The organism is Geobacillus zalihae (genome assembly GCF_030414215.1).
Taxonomy (GTDB): domain Bacteria; phylum Bacillota; class Bacilli; order Bacillales; family Anoxybacillaceae; genus Geobacillus; species Geobacillus zalihae.
In genome coordinates this window covers 1,631,812-1,651,271 of sequence record NZ_CP129217.1, presented here as the reverse complement: position 1 = coordinate 1,651,271, position 19,460 = coordinate 1,631,812, and the positions used below count along the sequence as shown (strand labels likewise).

The 19,460-nt window shown below is 51.9% G+C and carries 20 protein-coding genes and 1 pseudogene; 7 read left to right on the top strand and 14 right to left on the bottom strand.

Annotated features, from left to right (window positions below; all coding sequences use genetic code 11):
* Positions 1-3: 3 nt before the first annotated feature.
* The gene (locus tag QWV57_RS08455) at positions 4-672 is read right to left on the bottom strand and encodes a DUF2642 domain-containing protein (protein ID WP_301101848.1); all 669 of its coding nucleotides are present in this window, start codon (positions 670-672) and stop codon (positions 4-6) included.
* Positions 673-718: 46 nt separating this feature from the next.
* Positions 719-1,888 carry a hypothetical protein gene (locus QWV57_RS08450; protein ID WP_081212632.1) on the bottom strand — a complete coding sequence of 390 codons (1,170 nt, stop codon included), beginning with the start codon at positions 1,886-1,888 and terminating at the stop codon, positions 719-721.
* Between the two features lie 354 nt (positions 1,889-2,242).
* Here QWV57_RS08450 and QWV57_RS08445 point away from each other — a divergent pair, with 354 nt between their 5' ends.
* Positions 2,243-2,725, top strand: coding sequence for a hypothetical protein (locus tag QWV57_RS08445; protein ID WP_020753963.1), 483 nt, complete (start codon positions 2,243-2,245; stop codon positions 2,723-2,725).
* Between the two features lie 81 nt (positions 2,726-2,806).
* Here QWV57_RS08445 and QWV57_RS08440 read toward each other — a convergent pair whose 3' ends face one another.
* On the bottom strand, positions 2,807-3,532 hold the full coding sequence (locus tag QWV57_RS08440) for a hypothetical protein (RefSeq protein ID WP_020753962.1): 726 nt from the start codon (positions 3,530-3,532) through the stop codon (positions 2,807-2,809).
* Entirely contained in the window at positions 3,489-4,124 is a 636-nt protein-coding gene (locus QWV57_RS08435; RefSeq protein ID WP_033004781.1) for a BMQ_0737 family morphogenetic spore coat protein, read from the bottom strand. Before QWV57_RS08435 ends, QWV57_RS08440 begins: the two co-directional genes overlap by 44 nt.
* 201 nt (positions 4,125-4,325) lie before the next feature.
* Between QWV57_RS08435 and QWV57_RS08430 the strand changes: the two genes are divergently transcribed.
* Entirely contained in the window at positions 4,326-5,987 is a 1,662-nt protein-coding gene (locus QWV57_RS08430) for a cytosolic protein (protein WP_033004780.1), read from the top strand.
* Between the two features lie 79 nt (positions 5,988-6,066).
* Here QWV57_RS08430 and QWV57_RS08425 read toward each other — a convergent pair whose 3' ends face one another.
* The 3 genes from QWV57_RS08425 to QWV57_RS08415 are packed head-to-tail and all read right to left on the bottom strand — an operon-like array spanning position 6,067 to position 8,109.
* Positions 6,067-6,198, bottom strand: coding sequence for a hypothetical protein (locus QWV57_RS08425; RefSeq protein WP_317889386.1), 132 nt, complete (start codon positions 6,196-6,198; stop codon positions 6,067-6,069).
* Positions 6,195-7,637: a PH domain-containing protein gene (locus tag QWV57_RS08420; RefSeq protein ID WP_033004779.1), complete on the bottom strand. Its 1,443-nt coding sequence runs from the start codon at positions 7,635-7,637 to the stop codon at positions 6,195-6,197. Before QWV57_RS08420 ends, QWV57_RS08425 begins: the two co-directional genes overlap by 4 nt.
* Positions 7,627-8,109, bottom strand: coding sequence for a PH domain-containing protein (locus tag QWV57_RS08415; RefSeq protein WP_033004777.1), 483 nt, complete (start codon positions 8,107-8,109; stop codon positions 7,627-7,629). The genes QWV57_RS08420 and QWV57_RS08415 overlap by 11 nt, the downstream gene beginning before the upstream one ends.
* A gap of 93 nt (positions 8,110-8,202) precedes the next feature.
* Between QWV57_RS08415 and QWV57_RS08410 the strand changes: the two are divergent.
* Positions 8,203-9,354: pseudogene (locus tag QWV57_RS08410) on the top strand (amino acid permease); the annotation flags it as partial.
* A gap of 130 nt (positions 9,355-9,484) precedes the next feature.
* On the opposite strand, the gene QWV57_RS08405 reads toward QWV57_RS08410, so the two are convergent.
* The 4 genes from QWV57_RS08405 to QWV57_RS08390 all read right to left on the bottom strand — a co-directional run bounded on the left by QWV57_RS08405 (position 9,485) and on the right by QWV57_RS08390 (position 12,889).
* Positions 9,485-10,051 (bottom strand): YdhK family protein, encoded by a 567-nt coding sequence (locus tag QWV57_RS08405; RefSeq protein ID WP_025950592.1) that lies wholly within the window; start codon positions 10,049-10,051, stop codon positions 9,485-9,487.
* A gap of 192 nt (positions 10,052-10,243) precedes the next feature.
* The gene (locus QWV57_RS08400; protein ID WP_033004775.1) at positions 10,244-10,801 is read right to left on the bottom strand and encodes a TVP38/TMEM64 family protein; all 558 of its coding nucleotides are present in this window, start codon (positions 10,799-10,801) and stop codon (positions 10,244-10,246) included.
* 31 nt (positions 10,802-10,832) lie between these two features.
* On the bottom strand, positions 10,833-11,513 hold the full coding sequence (locus tag QWV57_RS08395; RefSeq protein ID WP_014195790.1) for a response regulator transcription factor: 681 nt from the start codon (positions 11,511-11,513) through the stop codon (positions 10,833-10,835).
* Positions 11,514-11,515: 2 nt separating this feature from the next.
* Positions 11,516-12,889 carry a sensor histidine kinase gene (locus tag QWV57_RS08390; protein WP_301101839.1) on the bottom strand — a complete coding sequence of 458 codons (1,374 nt, stop codon included), beginning with the start codon at positions 12,887-12,889 and terminating at the stop codon, positions 11,516-11,518.
* Between the two features lie 215 nt (positions 12,890-13,104).
* Between QWV57_RS08390 and QWV57_RS08385 the strand changes: the two genes are divergently transcribed.
* The 3 genes from QWV57_RS08385 to QWV57_RS08375 all read left to right on the top strand — a co-directional run bounded on the left by QWV57_RS08385 (position 13,105) and on the right by QWV57_RS08375 (position 16,343).
* On the top strand, positions 13,105-15,198 hold the full coding sequence (locus QWV57_RS08385) for a DNA topoisomerase III (protein WP_033004773.1): 2,094 nt from the start codon (positions 13,105-13,107) through the stop codon (positions 15,196-15,198).
* Between the two features lie 120 nt (positions 15,199-15,318).
* Positions 15,319-15,516 carry a hypothetical protein gene (locus QWV57_RS08380; RefSeq protein ID WP_011231182.1) on the top strand — a complete coding sequence of 66 codons (198 nt, stop codon included), beginning with the start codon at positions 15,319-15,321 and terminating at the stop codon, positions 15,514-15,516.
* Positions 15,516-16,343: a serine/threonine protein kinase gene (locus QWV57_RS08375; protein WP_033004772.1), complete on the top strand. Its 828-nt coding sequence runs from the start codon at positions 15,516-15,518 to the stop codon at positions 16,341-16,343. The genes QWV57_RS08380 and QWV57_RS08375 overlap by 1 nt, the downstream gene beginning before the upstream one ends.
* A gap of 149 nt (positions 16,344-16,492) precedes the next feature.
* On the opposite strand, the gene QWV57_RS08370 is transcribed toward QWV57_RS08375, so the two are convergent.
* The 3 genes from QWV57_RS08370 to QWV57_RS08360 form a co-directional block, all read right to left on the bottom strand.
* Entirely contained in the window at positions 16,493-17,272 is a 780-nt protein-coding gene (locus tag QWV57_RS08370; RefSeq protein WP_301101833.1) for an enoyl-CoA hydratase/isomerase family protein, read from the bottom strand.
* A 41-nt stretch (positions 17,273-17,313) separates the two neighbouring features.
* On the bottom strand, positions 17,314-18,084 hold the full coding sequence (locus QWV57_RS08365; protein ID WP_301101831.1) for an SDR family NAD(P)-dependent oxidoreductase: 771 nt from the start codon (positions 18,082-18,084) through the stop codon (positions 17,314-17,316).
* 74 nt (positions 18,085-18,158) lie between these two features.
* On the bottom strand, positions 18,159-18,911 hold the full coding sequence (locus QWV57_RS08360; RefSeq protein ID WP_301101829.1) for an SDR family NAD(P)-dependent oxidoreductase: 753 nt from the start codon (positions 18,909-18,911) through the stop codon (positions 18,159-18,161).
* Between the two features lie 335 nt (positions 18,912-19,246).
* On the opposite strand from QWV57_RS08360, the gene QWV57_RS08355 reads away from it, so the two are divergent.
* Positions 19,247-19,453 carry a hypothetical protein gene (locus QWV57_RS08355; RefSeq protein WP_129447563.1) on the top strand — a complete coding sequence of 69 codons (207 nt, stop codon included), beginning with the start codon at positions 19,247-19,249 and terminating at the stop codon, positions 19,451-19,453.
* Positions 19,454-19,460: the final 7 nt, after the last annotated feature.

The following is a 19,460-nucleotide window of genomic DNA, read 5'->3' as shown; positions in this document are numbered from 1 at the left end:
GGGTCAAGATGGAGAATGGATGGTCTTTAAATGAATCACCTTCCAATAAATCGAATCTCCACCCGCTGTGACAAGTTCGGCAATATTGTTTTGTACGCGTTTTAACAGGCCGATTTTCATCGGGTGATCACCCAAATCGAAAACGACTAATTGTCCTTCCATCTTTTTGAGCTGTTCCTCCAAGGACCGTTGCAGCGAAAGCGAAGTTGGCTGCACCGGCAGCACATCGTTTCCTAATGTGTAAGGCGTGATATTTTTCTGGTAAGGAGTCAACCATTTTAAATGATTCAGCGAAATGAGCATGGCTTTATAAACCGGTGAATAAAAAACGAAGTAATCATTGAACACATTGGTAATATAGCCATGGATTGATTTATTTCCAATGACATAAATTTCAACAAATCGACCTTTGGCATTTAATAACGTTTTTCGATAAGAGATTCCCGATTCTTCCTGCAACGGGACTTCTGGAAAAGGACTAGCGATTTCGAAAGAGGGATTGGTGTGGCGTTTAATGTAATGAATATGCAAATGGGGGACATACAAATATTCTTTTCCTGTATAGATCACCACAATATCCAACCCAAAGTCGACAAGAACCCCTTGAACCGTTGTCCCCCCGGAAATCTCCATTTTCACATGTTTTCCTAACAGTGTTTTTAATGGATCCATTGCCTCTCATCCTTTTTGATTTCAGGTGAATGCCGCCTGTTGCACGTTAGTCATGTTTGTGGTTTTGATCCTCTTTTTTCGGCTTCTCCTCATCTTTTTTCTTTGATTTTTCATGAGGGTCGCCTTTTTTCTCTTTATTCTTGTCTTCCTCGTGTTTTTTCATCTTGTGGTTTTCTTCCTTTCCTTTCTTCTCCTTTTCACTCTTCTCTTCTTTTGTCTCAGCGGAATCTGTTTTCTTGTCGTCTTTGGCCTTTTCCTCCCCCTTCTTTTTCTTTTCTTTCTCCTTCTTATGCTGTTCGTCTTCCTTTTCCCCTTTTTTCTCCTGGTGGGATGCTTGCGACTCCTGCTGTTTTTGTTCTCCCTGGTTCTCGCCGTCTCCTTGGCGTTCTCCCGCCGTCACCGCTTGAAATGCTCCCTTGGGGCCGCAACTGATGCTTTTGATGTGATGAGGATGAACTCGAATAATTTCATTTCCATTGACAATCGTATAATATCCGCTGCCGCCGGGAACAAGAATCCCTTCAATCGCTTCAGGTCCTCCTCGGTTTATGGCCACCCATGTATGCGTTAAATGGGCTAATAAATCCGACAAATTTTGTGCGTTGACATATGGAGGAGGAGAGAGCGTTTCCTGATGTTTAGAGGCGTCCTCTGGTGATGGAGAAACATGATCTGCCGATGATGGAGAAACGTTGTCCGCCGCTTCGTTTGCTGATGAGCCGGCTTCTGGTGTGGTTTCTTCACGTTTGATAAGCAGGCTGATACTTTTAATATGCTGAAGATGATAAAACACCACCCCATCATCCTGGGTGAACAGGACAATATGGTCGTCATTGACGCCTAATAATGTCCCTTGTTTAGATTCAGGCCCACCTTGATTGACTTGAATATAAGCATCGACCAAATGTTGTAACAGTTCATGAAAGCAACTGAACCTCGCAGGGATCTCCGTATCGGGCAGGTTGGCCAAATCGGAAGCAGAAGGGATCGAATTCTGTTTGGCGTTTTCGGTGATGCTTTGAACATGGTGCAGTGCATAATAAATGACGGATGACCCGTCCATAAGGGAAAGATAGTCGGATTGGGCATCAAGCAATTTACCGGTTTTGGATTCCGGACCTCCACGATAAATAGTGACGGTCTTCCCAATTAACGGCGCCAATTCATCGTTGGAGCGCGAAGGGATGGAATGGTCATTCATGCCATATAACGTCATATCTCAATAACGCCTCCCTGTTTTTTTATCCATAAGGGGTGTTCATACTGTATATATACGTATCCTGTAAACATTATGCATAGGTCCATCGCCTAATATGAAAAAATAAGAACCTAACATCACTCTCCGGAAATCGGTCTTGATCATGCATCCAAGCTAAAAGTAATTAACCTGATTTCTTTTAAAGCGTGGTGCCAAAAGGCTGACGTCCCGTTGCTCGTCATACCCACCCTCTTACATCATGGATGATTACACCATTTTATAGAAAAATAGTTATTAATCTTAATCATTTTTTTAAACATTATCATTTAATACAGTAGTACCAAATCTAAACTAGGAAAGGATGATAGACGAATGGTTTGTGTGTGCAATGGTGGATTGTTTCCCCAATTGTTCTTTACGCAGTCTTCAACGGATTTGCCCATTACCATTCCTCTGACCGGAACTGCCGTCACGGAAGTGCTTCGTTTGCAGCCGATTACGACCCTCAGCGGCGACCGCGTCAAGCTCGATTCGATGGTTGAGTTGGAACTGGCTGTTTTAGCCCTTCTATCCGGCGCTACTTTGACAGGGATCACCTATAGGCTGGAACGGTCAACAAACGGAGGAGCTTTTGTCCCAATTGCGTCACTTGATGTCGAATCCCTTCTACCCGTACTCTCACTCGCTGCGAATACAACACTTTTCCCGAACTTGACATGGGTCGACGCACCGGGCGTAGGGACGCATGTCTATCGCATTGTCATTGAAACGAACGGTGGGATTTTATCCACCTTGCTAAGCGGCATCACAGCAGAAACTCGCGCCTTGAACGCTCTTGTTGTTCGCAGCGTATAACCCAGCAAAACCGGCTCAGCGAAAGGCGATTGCCCTCTGAGCCGGTTGTTTTTGCTTTATGGCGCGTAGGTCTTCAGGCTGTCAAGCATGGACGACAATATGGTTCAATGCTCGCACTCCATTAGGCAGCTGTTGGCAGAAAAAAAATCCGTCCGCTTTGTAAGTGGTCGAGATTTCACGCTTACCGACTTGAAATTGGAAATTAGAAAAAGAGAGCGTTTGCCCTGGCTCAATGCGTGACACATGAACCGGCTTTAGCCAAAATTCTCCCTTCTCTTCCGCGATGTTCTCTGCCTCCTCATTCATATATTGCCAAGCTTCCATGACAAGCGGATTGAGACGGCGATCGTATTGAATGCCGCCTCCTAACTTTGCCGATAACGCCACGTGTTCTTTTGGGGAAACCCGCAGGCAAATATAGGGGTTCTCCAAAGGAGAAGATCCCATATTGCGGATCACAAAGTTCCCGGCAATGATCCCTTTTTGCCCGCCTGCCTTCGGAAGCAATAAGGAATAGGTGAAGTAGCAAATCACACAAATTTCATCTGATAAGACTTGTTTCGGCAACTGTCTCATTTCCGTTACGGCTTGTTTAACAGCGCGAAGTTCTTTCTCAATCGATTGTATTTTCTGTTCCAACTCGAGAATCGAATCCATCATCTTTCCCCCTCTTATGACGTCACTTTTCCATTTCTTAAATGTATATGTATGAAAAAAAGAGGAGAACATCTCCTCTTTTTTTCCGCAACTAGAGACGTGTTTTTTACATTGCAGGAAACACAGCGGGGCATTGCGGCGGAAAGACATCCACCGGGCATTCTTCTTCGCAGATGATTTCCGGGCGGGGTTGGCAGAACCGTGCAGCGACTTCCAAAATAACTTCAAAGGTCACGACAATGCTTTGGCAAATGCGGATCGAAATATTCGCCGTAATGCTGTTTCCGCTTTGCGTAAACGCCCCGACCCGGCAACTATTAAAGGTGTTTTGTACAGCGTTGCAGCACACCGTTGTGCCTTCTGGAGCGCAAAGGATGACTTCCTCGCTGGTTGTGATTAACGCGGGGTTGCTGACGACGGTCACTTGAGCGCCCGTTGCGTTCGTTCCCGTTACCTCCAACACGACTTGAATCGTTTTGCTTAAGGTGACGGCTTGCAGCGTCACAATTTGATTGCCGACCGTGCACTCAATATCCCGGCGAGGGGCGTCTTCCCCACACTCCAACAATGTGACCGAACAGCTGACTTGGGAAACCGTGACTCCATCCAACGAACCGCTTGGGAATGTGAATGTGATGTCTTGCGCCAGCTGTACAACGTGTGTCGTCCAGTCATAGACTTTGCACACTTGAATGCACTCTGGATCAAATTGTTGAGCAAATTGCTCTAAATTGATAGGCATAGAACCAATCCTTTCTTTCATGAATTTTTGTCAGGCTACTCTATAGTATGATGGGGAGAAATACAAGTTATAGTAAAAACAACTATTTTTATTCATTTTTGAAAACAAAAATGATATGGTTCATGCATGAGCAAGCAGGGCACCCGTTTTTCAATATCTGCATATAATGGCTACCATGACATGCGGAAAAAGGTGATGGACATGAGCAAGGAGCAAAAAACCACCCAATTGCAGCAAAAAATCATCCATCTGAAATCAGAATTGGACAAATACAAAACACTGCTCGCTTCATTAGGCTCTCAAGAAGAATGGGAGCGTCTTCACATGGAAAAGGATGAACTCCAGGCGAAGCATGATGAACTCATCGGACAATGCCGCCGTTATGAAGAGCTGCTGTCCGAGCAAAAGAATGAGATCGAGCGCTTATCGGAAGCATTGAAAACAATGGAGGAAGAAAAAGAATGGCTGCGGCAGGAGATGGAGCAATGGAAAACAACATGCGCCTACTGGCAAGAACAAGCGGAAGCCAATCAAAAACACATCCAGTCTTTAGAAGCGACACTGAAGGCGTTTCAACAAAAGGAAACGGAATGGAATGAAGAACGAAAAAAAACAAAAGAAAAAAATCGACTGCGAAAGGACGGGACCCTTTCGTTTATGAACGAATCGATCGATTCATGGGCATCTTGGCTAGAGCGACTAGAAAAAGATTACAATACGATGAAGGGACAAATAGAGAAAATGGCCAAAGATGTTTCCAACCTGCAAAACAATGTAAGCAACATCCCGAAAATTGAAGCATTGGAAAAAGACATCGGAGTGTTTACGAAGCAAATGCAACAAATCCAAGACAAACTATCCAAAATCGAGATCGAACGACAAAAAGACTCCTTGACGCTGCAAAAACATATTTTCACCCAACAAATGGAGCTGGAGTTGATGATGGAAAAGGTCACGAGTTTTGCCAGTGAGATCAAACATCTCTCGAACCAAATCGCCGACTTAACCCGATCGCGGAATGACCCACCCAAGGAATCGCCAAATGACGATACAATTGAATTGAAGGAGATGCTGTCCCGACTCATGGAGCGGTTAACGGCATCCTCTGATGAGAAATCGAAAGAACCGGCAACATCACCGATCCAATCAGCTAATCCCTTTTCAACAAACATGCAAACGGAAAAGGCGCCGCCACCCCCTAACAGTTTTTTAAAATTACAGGAGTTTATGGATGGAACCAACCAACCCATTGTTGTCTCACCTGTGAAACGCAAAGAAACTCATGCATCCCATCTATATTCACAAAAATCGATCCCAATCAAACGCGTCCGAATGGAACATCCATCTTCCCATCATCGCCACCCATCCCAGCATTCATCACCACCTGCAGAGGATGAGGACAATCGATTGAATATCAGCGTTCAGAACGATCATACTGATCCAAATCCAGGAAAACGCTCAGACGCTTCAAGGCTGGAACAGAAAAAGGACCACCAATTGTTTACACAGACAGATGAAGTAAGGTTTGAAAGCACTCATAAAGCAGCGGACCCGTTAAAAAACGAGGATGAACGACCTAACAAAACAGACCCAAACATGGAAATCAAAGAGAAGCAGGAATCTCTAGTTTCTCCCGGCAGCCAAGAGGCGGTGACGCAAGATCCAACATCGGCATCCGACATTTCAGCCGACGGGCAGCAATCAGATTCCGAAACCTATGAAGCGACGGCATTCCTTCCTTCCGCCTCCGTTTTGATCCAAGATGACGCCATCATTCATGGAGAAGACTCTTTTATGGGGGAAGGGAAACCGTCAAAATGGGGATTATGGTCTCTATTCAAAAAGACGAAAACCTCTCAATAGCGAAGAGGCGGGAGTGTTCCCGCCTCTTCGCTTTGGATTCAAGGGAGTAAAATCCACAACGCATCACACAACGACGCGGTCAGCACCGCCGGCAAGGCGTGCCGTCAACGCCGCTGGATCGTCCTTGGGTCCAAATGAACACGTTTTGCACCCCCAGCGGCAACATGAGCCCAAACGCAAGGATGATCCCATGAAAAGAGGCTCTCATCATGTTTGCTTCCTCCTTTTCCCTTGCAGCCAGCGGTAGACCGAAGCCGCATCCGCTTCATCCACATCCACGACGCGGACGCGGGTGCCAAGCGGCATGACGGCAATGGAAATGGTCGCCAGCCGTTTTCGCTTTTGCCACCACGTCGCTGATGTTTCAAGCGATTGAACGTGACGTTTCAAGATATACGTCGTCGTTTGCCGAAACCATCCGCTTCGAAGCGCCAGCTGCTTCGACGAAAGCGACCATCCCGCGATTTGAAAGCGACGGATGCCGATCCATGCCCCGAGCGGCAACACCACCAACACAGCCGCCCCCCATGGGCGTTCTATATATGCCGCCAAGATGGCGGGAATCACGAGCCAAACAAGCGGACGAAGCATGTAACGGCGTTTCGCGCGCTTGGGCAATGGAGAAAAAGGAACGCCGAGATCGTACTCGGGCAAACAAGCTTGAATGATCGACGCAACTCTCCTCTTTTCGACAAACGGACAAAGAACAACATCCCCTGCTCCGCCGCCATCGAGCCTCCCACCGGCATGAATCAAGGACACAGAGGCGTACCCAAACAAACGGCGCAGCCAATTCTCATGAATCACGACACCTTGGACGCGGGCAACTGGGACGGACACCGCTTTTCGTTCCAGCCATCCGCGGGCAATGACAATCGTGTCTTCTTGTTTCCGCACGACAAACGAAGCGTACCGGATCATGTTTTGTACGATAGCTACTCCATAAGCGGCCAAGAGAAGCGACAAGATGAATAGGGCAATATACCATCCTCCATGTCCGTTCCATGTCGACTGAAGATCACGGATGAGCGCCTCATATGGAATGAAGTCGCCTAATTGTGACAAAAACGCACATAACGCGGCAACCACGCCAAGCGTGCCGCCGCTTGTCAACGAAGCCATCCATACTTCTTTCATCGATAAGGTAAACAGAGCAGGATGTGGGCGGTTCGCGGATGGTTCCGGATGGGCGGCGTTTTCCGCCTTGTTTTTCGCCTGTTCCACGCATCGTTGCAGGCGGCGGGCTTCTTCCTTTGATATGGCCCGAAGCGTCACTTCTGCTTCACCGAGGGCATCGCCCGCCGCCTCAACATGTACTTGAACCACTCCCGCCATCCGTTGCCATATGCCCTCTGTCACCGAAATCCCATGGATGCGCTCGAACGGAATCGAACGTCTTTTGCGGACAAACACGCCTTCTTCCACGAGCAAGCGGTCTTCATCCCAAGCGTACGTAAAGCGGATCCAAGAAAGAACACCCATCACCACCGTGTATACGACAGCCGCCAGCGGCACGATGAAATCCCTCCAAGAGAAGCGGTTGCGGCTGCCAGCCACCATGATCACAAGGAGCGGAATGACCATATTTTTCAGCTCTTTTCCGACTCCCGCCATAATCGCAACAGGATGAAGGCGGCGTCTAGGCGTCATCGTCATCCGCCACCTTCGCCCACTCGGCAATCAAGCGGCAAAGCTGCTCCGCTTCTTCCATCGGAAGAGCGGGAATTTCATGGGCAGCCGCCGCTGTGAACACCGCGATGGAAGCCAACCCGTACCGCTTGAGAAGCGGACCTTGTCGCACATCGACGTACTGAACGCGAGCCATCGGGATCAAAGTCCGTCTCGTAGACCAGACTCCTCGCTGAATGTCAATCTCTTCTTCGCGAATGCCATAGCGCCAACGTCTTTGGCGCAACGGCGGGAGCCAGACGACCCATACAATGGCTTGCACCACCCAAACGCCGACCAACACTATCAATAACCAAGGAGGAGCATGGAACTGCGAGAGCAACCACATGACTCCCCCGATCGCCACGCCAGAAGCCAATGCCCCAAGCGCCCCAGTGAGGCGCCACACGATGACTGCTTTTGATGAAATGGGTTTGCCTCTATGAGGAAGCATTCTCTTAATCTCCTTTTTGCACATCATTTCTATTTCCAGTATAACGAAACATTTCCATGTTGGCGATGCCTTTTTTCGACAATCGTTGACAGAGGTTCGAACGTTCAACATTTGATCCGCCGGGCGTTTGGCTTTCGCCTGTCATGGATCGTCGGCTGGCTGTATTGGATCAATTGGACGTTGGTCACTGTTGTCGAACTGCTGGCTGCCGGCAGTTTCCTGAGCTATTGGTTTCCGTCTGCGCCGTTATGGCTGCTTGCCCTCCTGTGCGCGTGTCTGATCATGGGGTTGAATCTTTTCCCTGTGAAGTATTACGGGGAAGCGGAATTTTGGCTGGCCGGCCTGAAAGTGGCGGCGCTAGTGGTGTTTATCGTGCTCGGGGCGGGCGTATGGGCTGGCGTGATCCCAAGCGGCATAAGCGGCTCGTTTCCGTCTGCCGGCGACGGCGGATGGTTTCCGCACGGGTTTGCCGGAACGCTCAGCGCCTTGCTTATCGTGATGTTTTCCTATGGCGGAGCGGAGCTGATCGGGGTGGCGGTGACGGAGATGAAAGACGCCGAGCAGGTGCTGCCGCGCGTCATTCGCACCACAATCTGGCGGGTTGTCGGCTTTTATCTTTTGCCAATGGCCATCATTTGCGGCATTATGCCATGGAACACCGTTTCGGAAACGAACAGCCCCTTTGTCCAAGTGTTGGAAGCGATCGGGTTGCCCGGCGCGGCCCATGTCATGAACGCGGTGTTGCTCATTGCCGTCTTATCGGCGGCCAATACAGGCGTCTATGCGACTTCTCGGTTGCTGTACACCATGGCTGAACAAGGAGAAGCAAGCCGCCGCTTGCAGCGGACGACGAAACACGGGGTTCCGCTGTACGGGATGGGCATGGTCGCCATCTGCATCGCCGCTGGCGTGATCGGCGCCTACTTGGCGCCCGGGCGGATCATCGGGGAATTGATGACGATTCCTGGGTTTACGGTGCTCATCGTTTGGATGATGATCGGCGCCGCTCAGCTGAAGCTGCGGCCGCACTACAAAACGAAGCCGTTTTTCCGAACGAAAGGGTTTCCGTACACAACGATGGCGGCGGTCGGGGCGCTCGGGGCGATTTGGCTTGGCTTTTTGCTTCAAAGAGAGCATCGAATCGGTTCGCTTCTCTGCGTGGCCGTCTTGGTTCTCTTATTCATCTATTCCACTGTCAAAGAAAAGCAGCATCAAGCAACAAAAGCGCCCGGGCGAACGGCGTAACCAAACCGCCTCTTTTCGCTCGGGCGACAGCTAGAGACGGGCGTCCTTTCATCATAGACGGCGCCCGTCTTCCTTTTTCCGCTCCAAGGGAAATGGCTGTGCGTTTTGCGGAAACACCGATGATGATTCGTTAGTTGGCCGGCGACAGCTCATCTTCGGTCACCCACTTATGGTTGGTCACTTTTTGACCAGTTTCCGTATCGACGTAATCGACCATATACACCGTCGTTTGTTTCGCCGAATCAATGATTGCTTTGGCGCCTTTCATCCCTTCCATGTGATCGGCATTCAAGACAACTTCGTCGCCCGGCTGGAACGGTTTGTCACCGGCGTTTTCGATTTCCTCGTGGATGACCCATTTATGGTTTTTCACTGGTTTCCCGCCTGTGGTTGGGGTATATGTGACCGTATAGACGATCGTGTCAAAGGCACCAGTGACAGTCGCCTTGGCTCCATCCATCCCCGGCATATGGTCGGCGTGGATGATGACTTGGCTTCCGACCGGATACTTTGGATGTTTCGCTTCCTTCAATCCGGCCGGCACCTCTTTGGAGCCCGAGTGATTCATTCCTTCATGCCCGGTGTGAGAAGCCGTATGTTCCTTTGGCGCTTTGTTGTCGTTTGCACCGGTGCAGGCAGATAACAAGAGCGCTGCCATGACCGAAGTTGTACCTAACAACATTTTCCAGTTTTTCATCGTTTTCACCCTCCTTGCCTTGTTAGCATACCCGACATTTGTGCAGATTTTGTGGAGAAACCGCTTTTGTTTCCATTCCCCGCCATCGCGGCGGGCGCACAAGTCGTGACGATCATGCCGACGGCGTCCGGCCATTTGCCGCTAAAGGCCGTATGGCGCCTAGGCTGACTGTCCTTTTGGGCGGGGGCTGTTTCACCCCGCTGCTTTTTGCCCTATCTTTCGCCAGACGAACCACAAAAGAACGATCGATGCAACAGCGAGCATCAGTTTGCCCGCCCAGGCGGCCTCGAGGAATTGATGGACGGCATACGCTTCCATCCATAAAGCCGGGAGCTTGCCGAGCGAGCTAGCCGTTGCAAACACAGAAAGAGACGTGCGGCCGACAGCAGCAACGAACGTCACCGCCCCGGATGGCACAAACGGCAACAGTCGAAGCGCGAAAATAAGCCCAAACGCCTCCTTGCCACTTGCATGAAGCAACGGCTTCACCTTGGGATGGGAAAGCCATGTCGTCTCGCTCCATCGGCGAAGTCCTTTTCGATACAAGACAAACGAGACGACCGCTCCGATCGCCTCGCCGGCAAACGACACCCAAAAGCCGGGCCAAAATCCGAAAACGGTCAAATTGGCGGCAGTTAAAAAGGCGCTTGGGACGACTCCGAGCACGCTGATCACCACATTGCAGGCTAGACTCAAGAAGTACGCCGCTCCGCCGTATGCTTGAAGGAACTCAATCATCCGTTCTTCCATTTGACCCAAACGCCTCTCTTTCCGAAAATGGTTATGACTTGCGCCCTTCCCATTTGTAGCCGACGCCCCAGACCGTCTGCAAATATTCGTCCACTGGGAACCCCGCTTTCCGCAATTTTTCGCGGATGTTTTTCATGTGGGAGTCAACGGTCCTCTCTTCCGTATCAGCGAGATAGCCCCATAGCGATGCGATGATTTGCCCGCGGCTGAACACCTGATTCGGGTGCTTTAACAGCAGCCCCAAAATGGCAAATTCTTTCGGCGTCAACGCAATCGGCTTATCTTCGTAGCGGACCGTATGTTCCTCTTCGTCCCATACAAGCCCGGCCGCGCGAATGGCGGAACGACCGCCAGCTGTACGGCGCAGCACCGCTTCAATGCGAGCAAGCAGTTCCGCCTCGTCAAACGGTTTCGTCACATAATCGTCCGCTCCGATTTTCAATCCTTGGACAATATCCGCCGTCTCATCGCGAGCGGTGACCATCATGATCGGCACATTCGAAAACGAACGGATGCGGCGGCACGTTTCCCATCCGTCGAGTTCTGGCATCATGACATCAAGCAGCACCAAATCGGCGTGATGGCGCCGCAAATAGTCAATGGCTTCCGCCCCTGAACGCCGTTTCACGCAACGGTAGCCGTTCGGCGCTAAATACAATTCCAATAAATCGAGCATCCGCTCTTCATCATCAACCAACAGCAAGGTATACATCATTATCCCTCCGGCAGCGTAATGAGGATGGTCGTTCCTTTTCCTTGTTCGCTTCGAGCAGCGATCGTTCCCCCGTGCGCCTCGACGATTTCTTTGGCAATCGCCAAACCGAGTCCGGTCCCGCCGCTTGTCCGCGACCGCGATTTGTCAACCCGATAAAACCGCTCGAAAATCCGGGGCACATCTTCCGGCGGAATGCCGGTTCCTTCATCGGATACGGCAATGACGATTCCTTGCTTTTGAAGGTGAACGGCGACGGCCACCGTCGTGCCAGAAAACGCGTACTTTCGTGCATTGTCAAGCACATTGATCATCACTTGCTCGAACCGCTGCCGATCAATCGCAGCCATGACCGAACCGGGGCACTGGCACACAAGCGACAACGATTTTTCCTGAAACGCGGGGCGCAGTTTTTCACACAATTTTGTCAAAAACGAACAAAGATTTGTCGGTTGCTTTTCAATCTGGAACGAGTGTTGCTCCAGTTTGGCTAATTCAAACAAATCTTTGACCATCTTTTCGATCTTTTCCGCTTCTTCGTAAATGATCGCCATATAGTTCGCCCGTTGTTCCTCAGACAGATGCGGACGTCGGGCAATGTCGGCGTATCCTTTCACATACGTCAGCGGCGTGCGCAATTCGTGAGAGATGCTCGCTAAAAATTCGCTCCGCTCTTGTTTCAAATACGCCAAATCGTTGGCCAGCGTTTGAATGGCGTTGCCTAACTGCGCCAGCTCATCGTCTCCTTTCACTTCGACGCGCACGGAAAAATCGCCTTGGCTGAGCGCTTCGGTCGCTCGCTTCATGCGAAGAAGCGGCATCGTAATGGCGCGGGAGAAAAAGGCGATCGTCATCATCGTAATCGCCACGGACAACATACCGACGACAACAAAATGATGTTTCAATTTATACACCATCGTCCGGATCGAGCGGGTGTCTTGAAACATATACACATATCCCCTTGTTCCACCCCTGATTTGAATCGGGCTGACGGCAGCAATATGTGACGCCCGCTTCCAGTCGGTTTCAACCATCATTCCCCGGCGGGGAATATGGCGGCCGTTCGTTAAAGGAATGAGGCGCTTGGCAAACGGAACAATGCCGCTAGACGCCGATACAATCCGGCGCCGGGCGTCCGTAATGGCGACATCGGTTTCCGCCTCTGATTCCATCATCACGACATGCGCCAACGTCGTTCGATCGTAATTTTTTTCCAATACATTGCGGTGGCTGTTTCCCCGCGCTATAAGTTGCGCGAATTCTTCCTCGATGCGCGCATGGACGAGCGTAGCGTAGAGGGAAACGAACAGCGCCATTTCAATGGCCAAGACAAAGGCAAAAAACAGCATTCCGAGTTTCCATGACAGTTTTCGCACGGATTCCTCTCCTCATCCAGCAAGCCCGAGTGTCATTTCAATTTTACTATTTTATTTGACAAATGTGCAGAAATTGTGGAGATGCGGCTTTGCGCCGCGCCAAGGCGTCTTGTCCTGCCAAGGAGACAAACCTTGGCGGATGCGTCTTTTTCCTTCTTCCTTTATACTAAGAAGCAGACTGTGCTCATGTGGAGACGACAGAAAGGGGTTTATCGATGAAATCGCTCGTGTTAGCGGAAAAGCCGAGCGTCGCTCGCGACATCGCCCGCGTGCTCGGCTGCAAGCAAGCGCATAAACATTATTTTGAAGGAAAGCAGCATATTGTCACCTGGGCGCTCGGCCATTTAGTGGAGCTGAAGATGCCGGAAGACTACGACCGGAAATACGAAACATGGCGGCTGGAGGACTTGCCGATCATCCCAAAGAAAATGGGCTTGAAAGTCATCCGGCAAACGAGCCACCAGTTTCGCGCCATTGAACGGTTGGCGAAACGACCGGATGTGAAAGATGTCATCATCGCGACCGACGCGGGCCGCGAGGGGGAACTGGTGGCGCGCTGGATTTTAGAGATGATCGGTTGGACGAAGCCGATTTGGCGGCTATGGATCTCCTCGCAAACCGACCGCGCCATCCGCGACGGCTTCCGCCAACTCAAGCCCGGGGCGCAGTTTGACCGGCTGTATCAATCGGCCGTCTGCCGCGCCGAAGCCGACTGGCTGATCGGGTTAAACGTCTCGCGCGCCTTGACGACCAAATACAACGATCCGCTTTCCGCCGGGCGCGTGCAGACGCCAACGCTCGCGATGATCATCGAGCGCGAACGCGAGATCCAATCGTTCGTTCCCGTGCCATATTGGACGATTCGGGCCAAGATCGGTTCCATCACGGCCGTATGGAAGCGGCATGGAGGACATCGTCTGTTTGACCAAGACGAAGCGAAGCAGCTGCTCGCCCGCCTTGACGGTCAGCCGGCGCGCGTCGTGTCCGTCAAGCGGAAACGAAAAAGCGAGCCCGCCCCGCTGCCGTATGATTTAACCGAGCTGCAGCGGGACGCGAACAAGCGGTTTGGCTTTTCGGCGAAAAAGACGCTCTCGGTGTTGCAGCGGCTGTATGAACAACACAAACTCGTCACGTACCCGCGCACCGATTCGCGTTATTTGCCAAGCGATATGGAAGCGACGATGACCGAGCGGTTGTTGGCGATGAAATCCGGTTATGAGGACGTCATCGCTCCGCTCCTTGCCAAAGGCAAAGCCAAAGCAGCCAAGCGGGTATTTAACGATGACAAAGTGACCGATCATCACGCCATCGTTCCAACGGATGAGCGGCTCAACCTTAGCAGGCTGTCGACTGATGAGCGCAAGCTGTATGATCTCATCGCCCGTCGCTTTTTGGCGCTGTTTTTCCCGCCGTATGAATCCGAAACAACGACAGCTGTCTTTGACATCGGCGGCGAAATGTTTGTCGCCAAGGAGACGGCGGTTGTGAACTTCGGATTTAAAGCGGTTCTCGGCAAAGAAGAAACGGATGCCAAACCGACGTTGTCACACCTCGCAGAAGGTCAGACGCTCCCATCGGTGCAGCTTGAGAGGGAACAATCGTTCACCGAACCGCCCGCTCGTTATTCGGAAGCCGATTTGCTCGCGCAAATGGAAAAATACGGGCTCGGCACGCCAGCGACAAGGGCGGACATCATCGAACGGCTGGTCGAAACCGAAGTGGTCGAGCGAAAAGACGGACGGTTTTATCCGACGAAAAAAGGGAAACAGCTGATTGAGCTCGTCAATAAAGAGCTGAAATCGCCGGAATTGACCGCCCGCTGGGAGCGGGAGCTGGAGGCGATCGCCCGCGGGAAAGGAAATCCACAACAATTTTTGGCCAACATCCGCCGGCAAACGCAGCAACTCGTTGCCGAAATCAAGCAAAGCGAGCAGGTATACAAAGCGCCAAACCTCACGAATCTCACATGCCCAGAATGCGGTGCGCTTTTAAAAGAGCGGAAAACGAAAGACGGACGGATGCTTGTCTGCTCGAACTTAGCGTGCCGCTACCGCCGCCGGCGCGACCCGAAACTGTCGAACCGCCGTTGCCCGCAATGCCACCGGCGTATGGAAATGCATGAAGGAAAAGCAGGACTTTATTTCCAATGCCGCCCGTGCAATATTGTCGAAAAAGCGGACGAGACCAAACGCATCGCCGCAAAAGGAAGCGAACGGGCGCTGCTGAAAAAATACAGCCCGGCCAACGAATCGTTTGGCACGAGTTTAGGGGAGCTCTTCAAGCAGGCGTTGAACGAAAAAAAGGAATGAGGTTGCCGCACCGCGCTAGGGGCTAATGCCCCTGGCGGTTTCTTTTTCATCTTTGAATCTGAAACCTCCCTCTCATTGCCTCGTATATATAGATAAATCTATCGCAAAGGAGCGATCACGATGTTGAAAAAATGGCTAAAATCCCTTTTCGGCCATCCCCATCATCCGTCGCACTACCATAAACATTACAGCAGCAGCGACCACCATTATTACAACCCGACGTATCATTCGCACCACCACCCGTCCCAGTACGGGCATCATCACTACAAAAAGAAACATCATAGCGGCAGCTTCTTCTCAAGCTTTTTCGGCAGCTGATGAAACGGTTTTTTGAACGCCATCCGTTCGTTTCCCGCTGGGTTGATCGGCCGCATCGGGGCGGGAAGGTGCTTTTGGGCCGCTATGAAATCATCGAAGAGCTTGGGATGGGAAGCTACGGCATCGCCTACAAAGGGCGCGATCACCTGACAGGCCGTCTTGTCGTCATCAAACAAGCGCGGCGGACAAAAGGCGAAGACGGCCGCCGCTTGCTTCAGCGCGAAGCTGACGTGCTCGCCCACCTGCGCCACCCGCAAATTCCGAGGCTGTATGATCGGTTTGTGGAGCGCGGACAGCCGCATCTCGTGATGGAGTATATCGACGGAGAAACGGTGGAAGACCAGATTTTCAAGCTGGAAGCCAAGTACACGGAACAAGAGGCGTTTCGATTGTTAAAGAAGGTGCTTGAGGTCGTCCGGCACGTCCATGCTTTCGGCATCGTCCACCGCGATTTGCGCATCCCGAACATCATTTGGCGCGATGGAACGGCGGCGATCATCGATTTCGGCTTGGCCTGCCGCATCGGCGAACCGGTGGATTTCCGCGATGACGACCCGCTTGAGAAGCGGCTGCGGCGCGAACCGCATCCACGAAGCGATTTCTATGCCCTTGGACACTTCACCTTGTTTTTATTGTATTCTGCCTATGAACCGACCAGTGACGAGGAAAAAAGCTGGGAAGAAGAGCTCGATTTATCGCCAAACGCTCGTCGGATCTTGCGGAAAATGCTGCAGCTGGATGCGCCGTATGACCATGTTGACGAGTTGATCGACGACGTGGATCAGTTGCTCGCAGAACCCATCCGGAATCAAGCAGGGGCGCTTTGACGTTTGATCGCACCGTTCCCCGACCAGCCACCCCTTTTCCCCATTTGGAAAGGGGGCTGTTTCATTTGAGGCGAAGTGAAAACAAAATACGCCCCGTTTCTCGCTGATGGAGAAACAGGGCGCAGCGCTCTTTTGGCACTGCCGCTCGCTTATTTTCCTTGGAACACCGGGCTCCGTTTCTCTTTAAACGCCGCCACCCCTTCGCGATGGTCTTCGGTTTCCACCATCAGCCCTTGAACGAGACGCTCTTCTTCGAGAATCTCCTCGAGTGTCGCGGTCAGCGCGTGCTCAATCAGCCGTTTTTGTTTTCCGATGGCTTTCGTGGGCCCGCACGCCAGCTTCGAGGCGAGCGATTCTGTCGCCTCGCGCAGTTTCTCAGCTGGGACGACCTCGCTTAGGACGCCCAATTCATACAGGCGACGGGCTGGAATCGGATCGGCGGTGAAGAAAAACTGTTTCGCCAAATGCGGACCGACAAGCCGCGGGAGCCAATACGACCCGCCACCGTCGGAGACAAGGCCGACTTTCGCAAAGCTCAAAATGAATTGACTGTCTTCGGCCGCGAGGATCAAATCACACGCCAGCGCGAGGTTAAATCCCGCCCCGGCAGCGAATCCGTGCACCGCGGCCATGATCGGTTTTTCGCATCGTTGCATAGTCAGAATGAGCCGATTCAGTCGGCCGATATGCTCATACGCCTGCGGGGCGCTCGACTGCCCCATCGTTTTCACATCCCCGCCGGCGCAAAACGCCCGCCCAGCGCCGGATAAGACGATGACGCGGACGGCATCATCCGCCGCGGCCCGTTCGATTTCATCCGTCAGTCCGGCAATCATCTCCGGGCTGAAGGCATTGAGCCGCTCCGGGCGATTCAGCGTCAACCATAATACAGAACCGGATTGTTCCACAAGCAAATGCGAGGTTTCCATATTCCTTCCCTCTCCTTTTCCATTTTTTGGGCTTTTCAATTTCATTTGATGAGCCATCCGCCATCGACCAACACATCAGAGCCGGTCATGTACGACGCTTCCGAAGAGGCAAGAAACGCAATGACGTTGGCGATCTCTTCCGGCGCTCCCACCCGGCCTAAGGCGGTGTTGCGCTCGATGGCTTTCACAAACCGCTCGTTTTGCAGTCCGCGCTCGGTAAGCGGCGTCTCGACAAAACCGGGCGAGACGGAATTGACGCGGATGCCATACGGCGCCAGCTCCAAAGCGAGCGATTTGGTCAAGTTGATGACCCCTGCTTTCGCCGCGCTGTAGTGCGGAATTTCCGCCCCGGCCTGATGGCCGGACAATGACGCTACGTTCACAATCGCCCGATTGGCGCGCTCGCGTTTTGCCCCTTCGATCATCAGCGGAGCGAGCGCCTGCGACACAAGAAACACACTTTTGATGTTGATGCGTTGGACGTCATCCCACTCTTGTTCCGTCAACTCCAGCCATCTCGCATGAGTGGAGATGCCGGCGTTATTGACAAGCACATGCAAGTCGCCGTACCGCTGTCGGACATACTCGGCCAATGCTTGCACTTGTTCGCGGTCGGTGACATCCGCCGCAAACCGGTCAACGCCCCCCGGCGTCCCGAGACGTGCGATTTCTTCTGCAGCCTCCTCCAGTTTCGCTGCTGTACGGCCGACAAGCACGACTGTGGCGCCTTCTTTCGCCAAACGGAGAGCCGCCGCCTTGCCGATTCCGCTGCCTCCTCCGGTGACCACGGCCACGGTATTCAAAAAACGCATCGTTTTCCTCTCCCCTCATTTCTGTTGCTAGCCTAGCGGTTAGGGCGTGCCCTTCTCTTTTCAAACTTCGGCCGCTAAAACGTCAGCCCGCCGCCGTCGACCGACAATATCGCGCCGGTGATAAACGACGCTTCATCGGACGCCAAAAACATCACCGCGTTCGCCACTTCCTCTGGCGTCCCGATGCGGCCGAGGGCGTTCGCCTTCGAGATGATCGGCCATTTGCGCTCATCTTGTTTCCACGGAGTAATGATGTTCGTATCAATGACCCCCGGCGCAATGGCGTTGACGCGAATGTTAAATTTCCCATATTCCAATGCGGCATTTTGAGTTAACAAAATGACACCTGCTTTTGATGCGTTGTAGGCGGCTTGATATTTTTTTCCCTTCAGCCCGAGCAGGCTGGCCGTGTTGACAATCGCCCCACCCCCGGATGCTTTCAGTGCCGGCACCGCATATTTGATGCCAAGAAACACGCCTTTTAAGTTGACATCGATGACCCGGTCCCACTCTTCTTCAGACAAGTCGGTGCTCCGCACTTCCGAATGGCCGATGCCGGCATTGTTAAAGAGAATATGTAGGCCGCCAAAGACATCAACCGCCGTTTGGACAAGGCGGCTCACTTGCTTGGAATCGGCGACATCCGTCTGGACAAAAATCGCCTCCCCTCCTTTTTCCCGAATCAGGCGGACCGTTTCTTCCCCTCCTTCCTCATTAATGTCGCTCACCGCCACTTTGGCGCCTTCTTCCGCAAAGCGGATCGCCGTCGCCCGGCCGATGCCGCTCGCGCCGCCGGTGACAATCGCCGCTTTTCCTTGTAGCCTCATGATTTTCCCTCCTTTCGATCGGATTCTGAATCCGTTTTCAAAAGATGATATACCAACCGGTTGGTATGTTACTTCTTTTATTATACATCATAGTTAGAATATTTGAAACATTTTTTATGACCCGTTCGAAAAAGATTGCACGTCCAAACAAAGACGAAGCCAACGACAATCGAGCCTGCTTCCCCTCATGATGCGTCTCCTTCCTTCAATGAACATTCCCCCCTTAAGTTAAGGAAAAACAGAGCTCCATAAAAGAAAGTTAGCAGGAAAAGATGTAATTTCGATTTATACAGTTCCCATGAATGTCCATACTAAAAACATGGAGGTGTTGATCCATGAGAGAGCCTTGGGAAGAAACTGGCGCCGCTTCCAGCCTGCCGCGCTATACGCCAGGGATCGGCGTTCCTGATGAAATGAGCCCGATTCGCGACATCGCCCGCGGTTTTGAAAACGGTCGGCCGCCGGTGATCGAAGTGACGCCAGCTGACAGCCGTCAAGAGGCGGATGGCATCCATCTTCCGCTTGTTGACCGAACATTTTGAGGCGCTA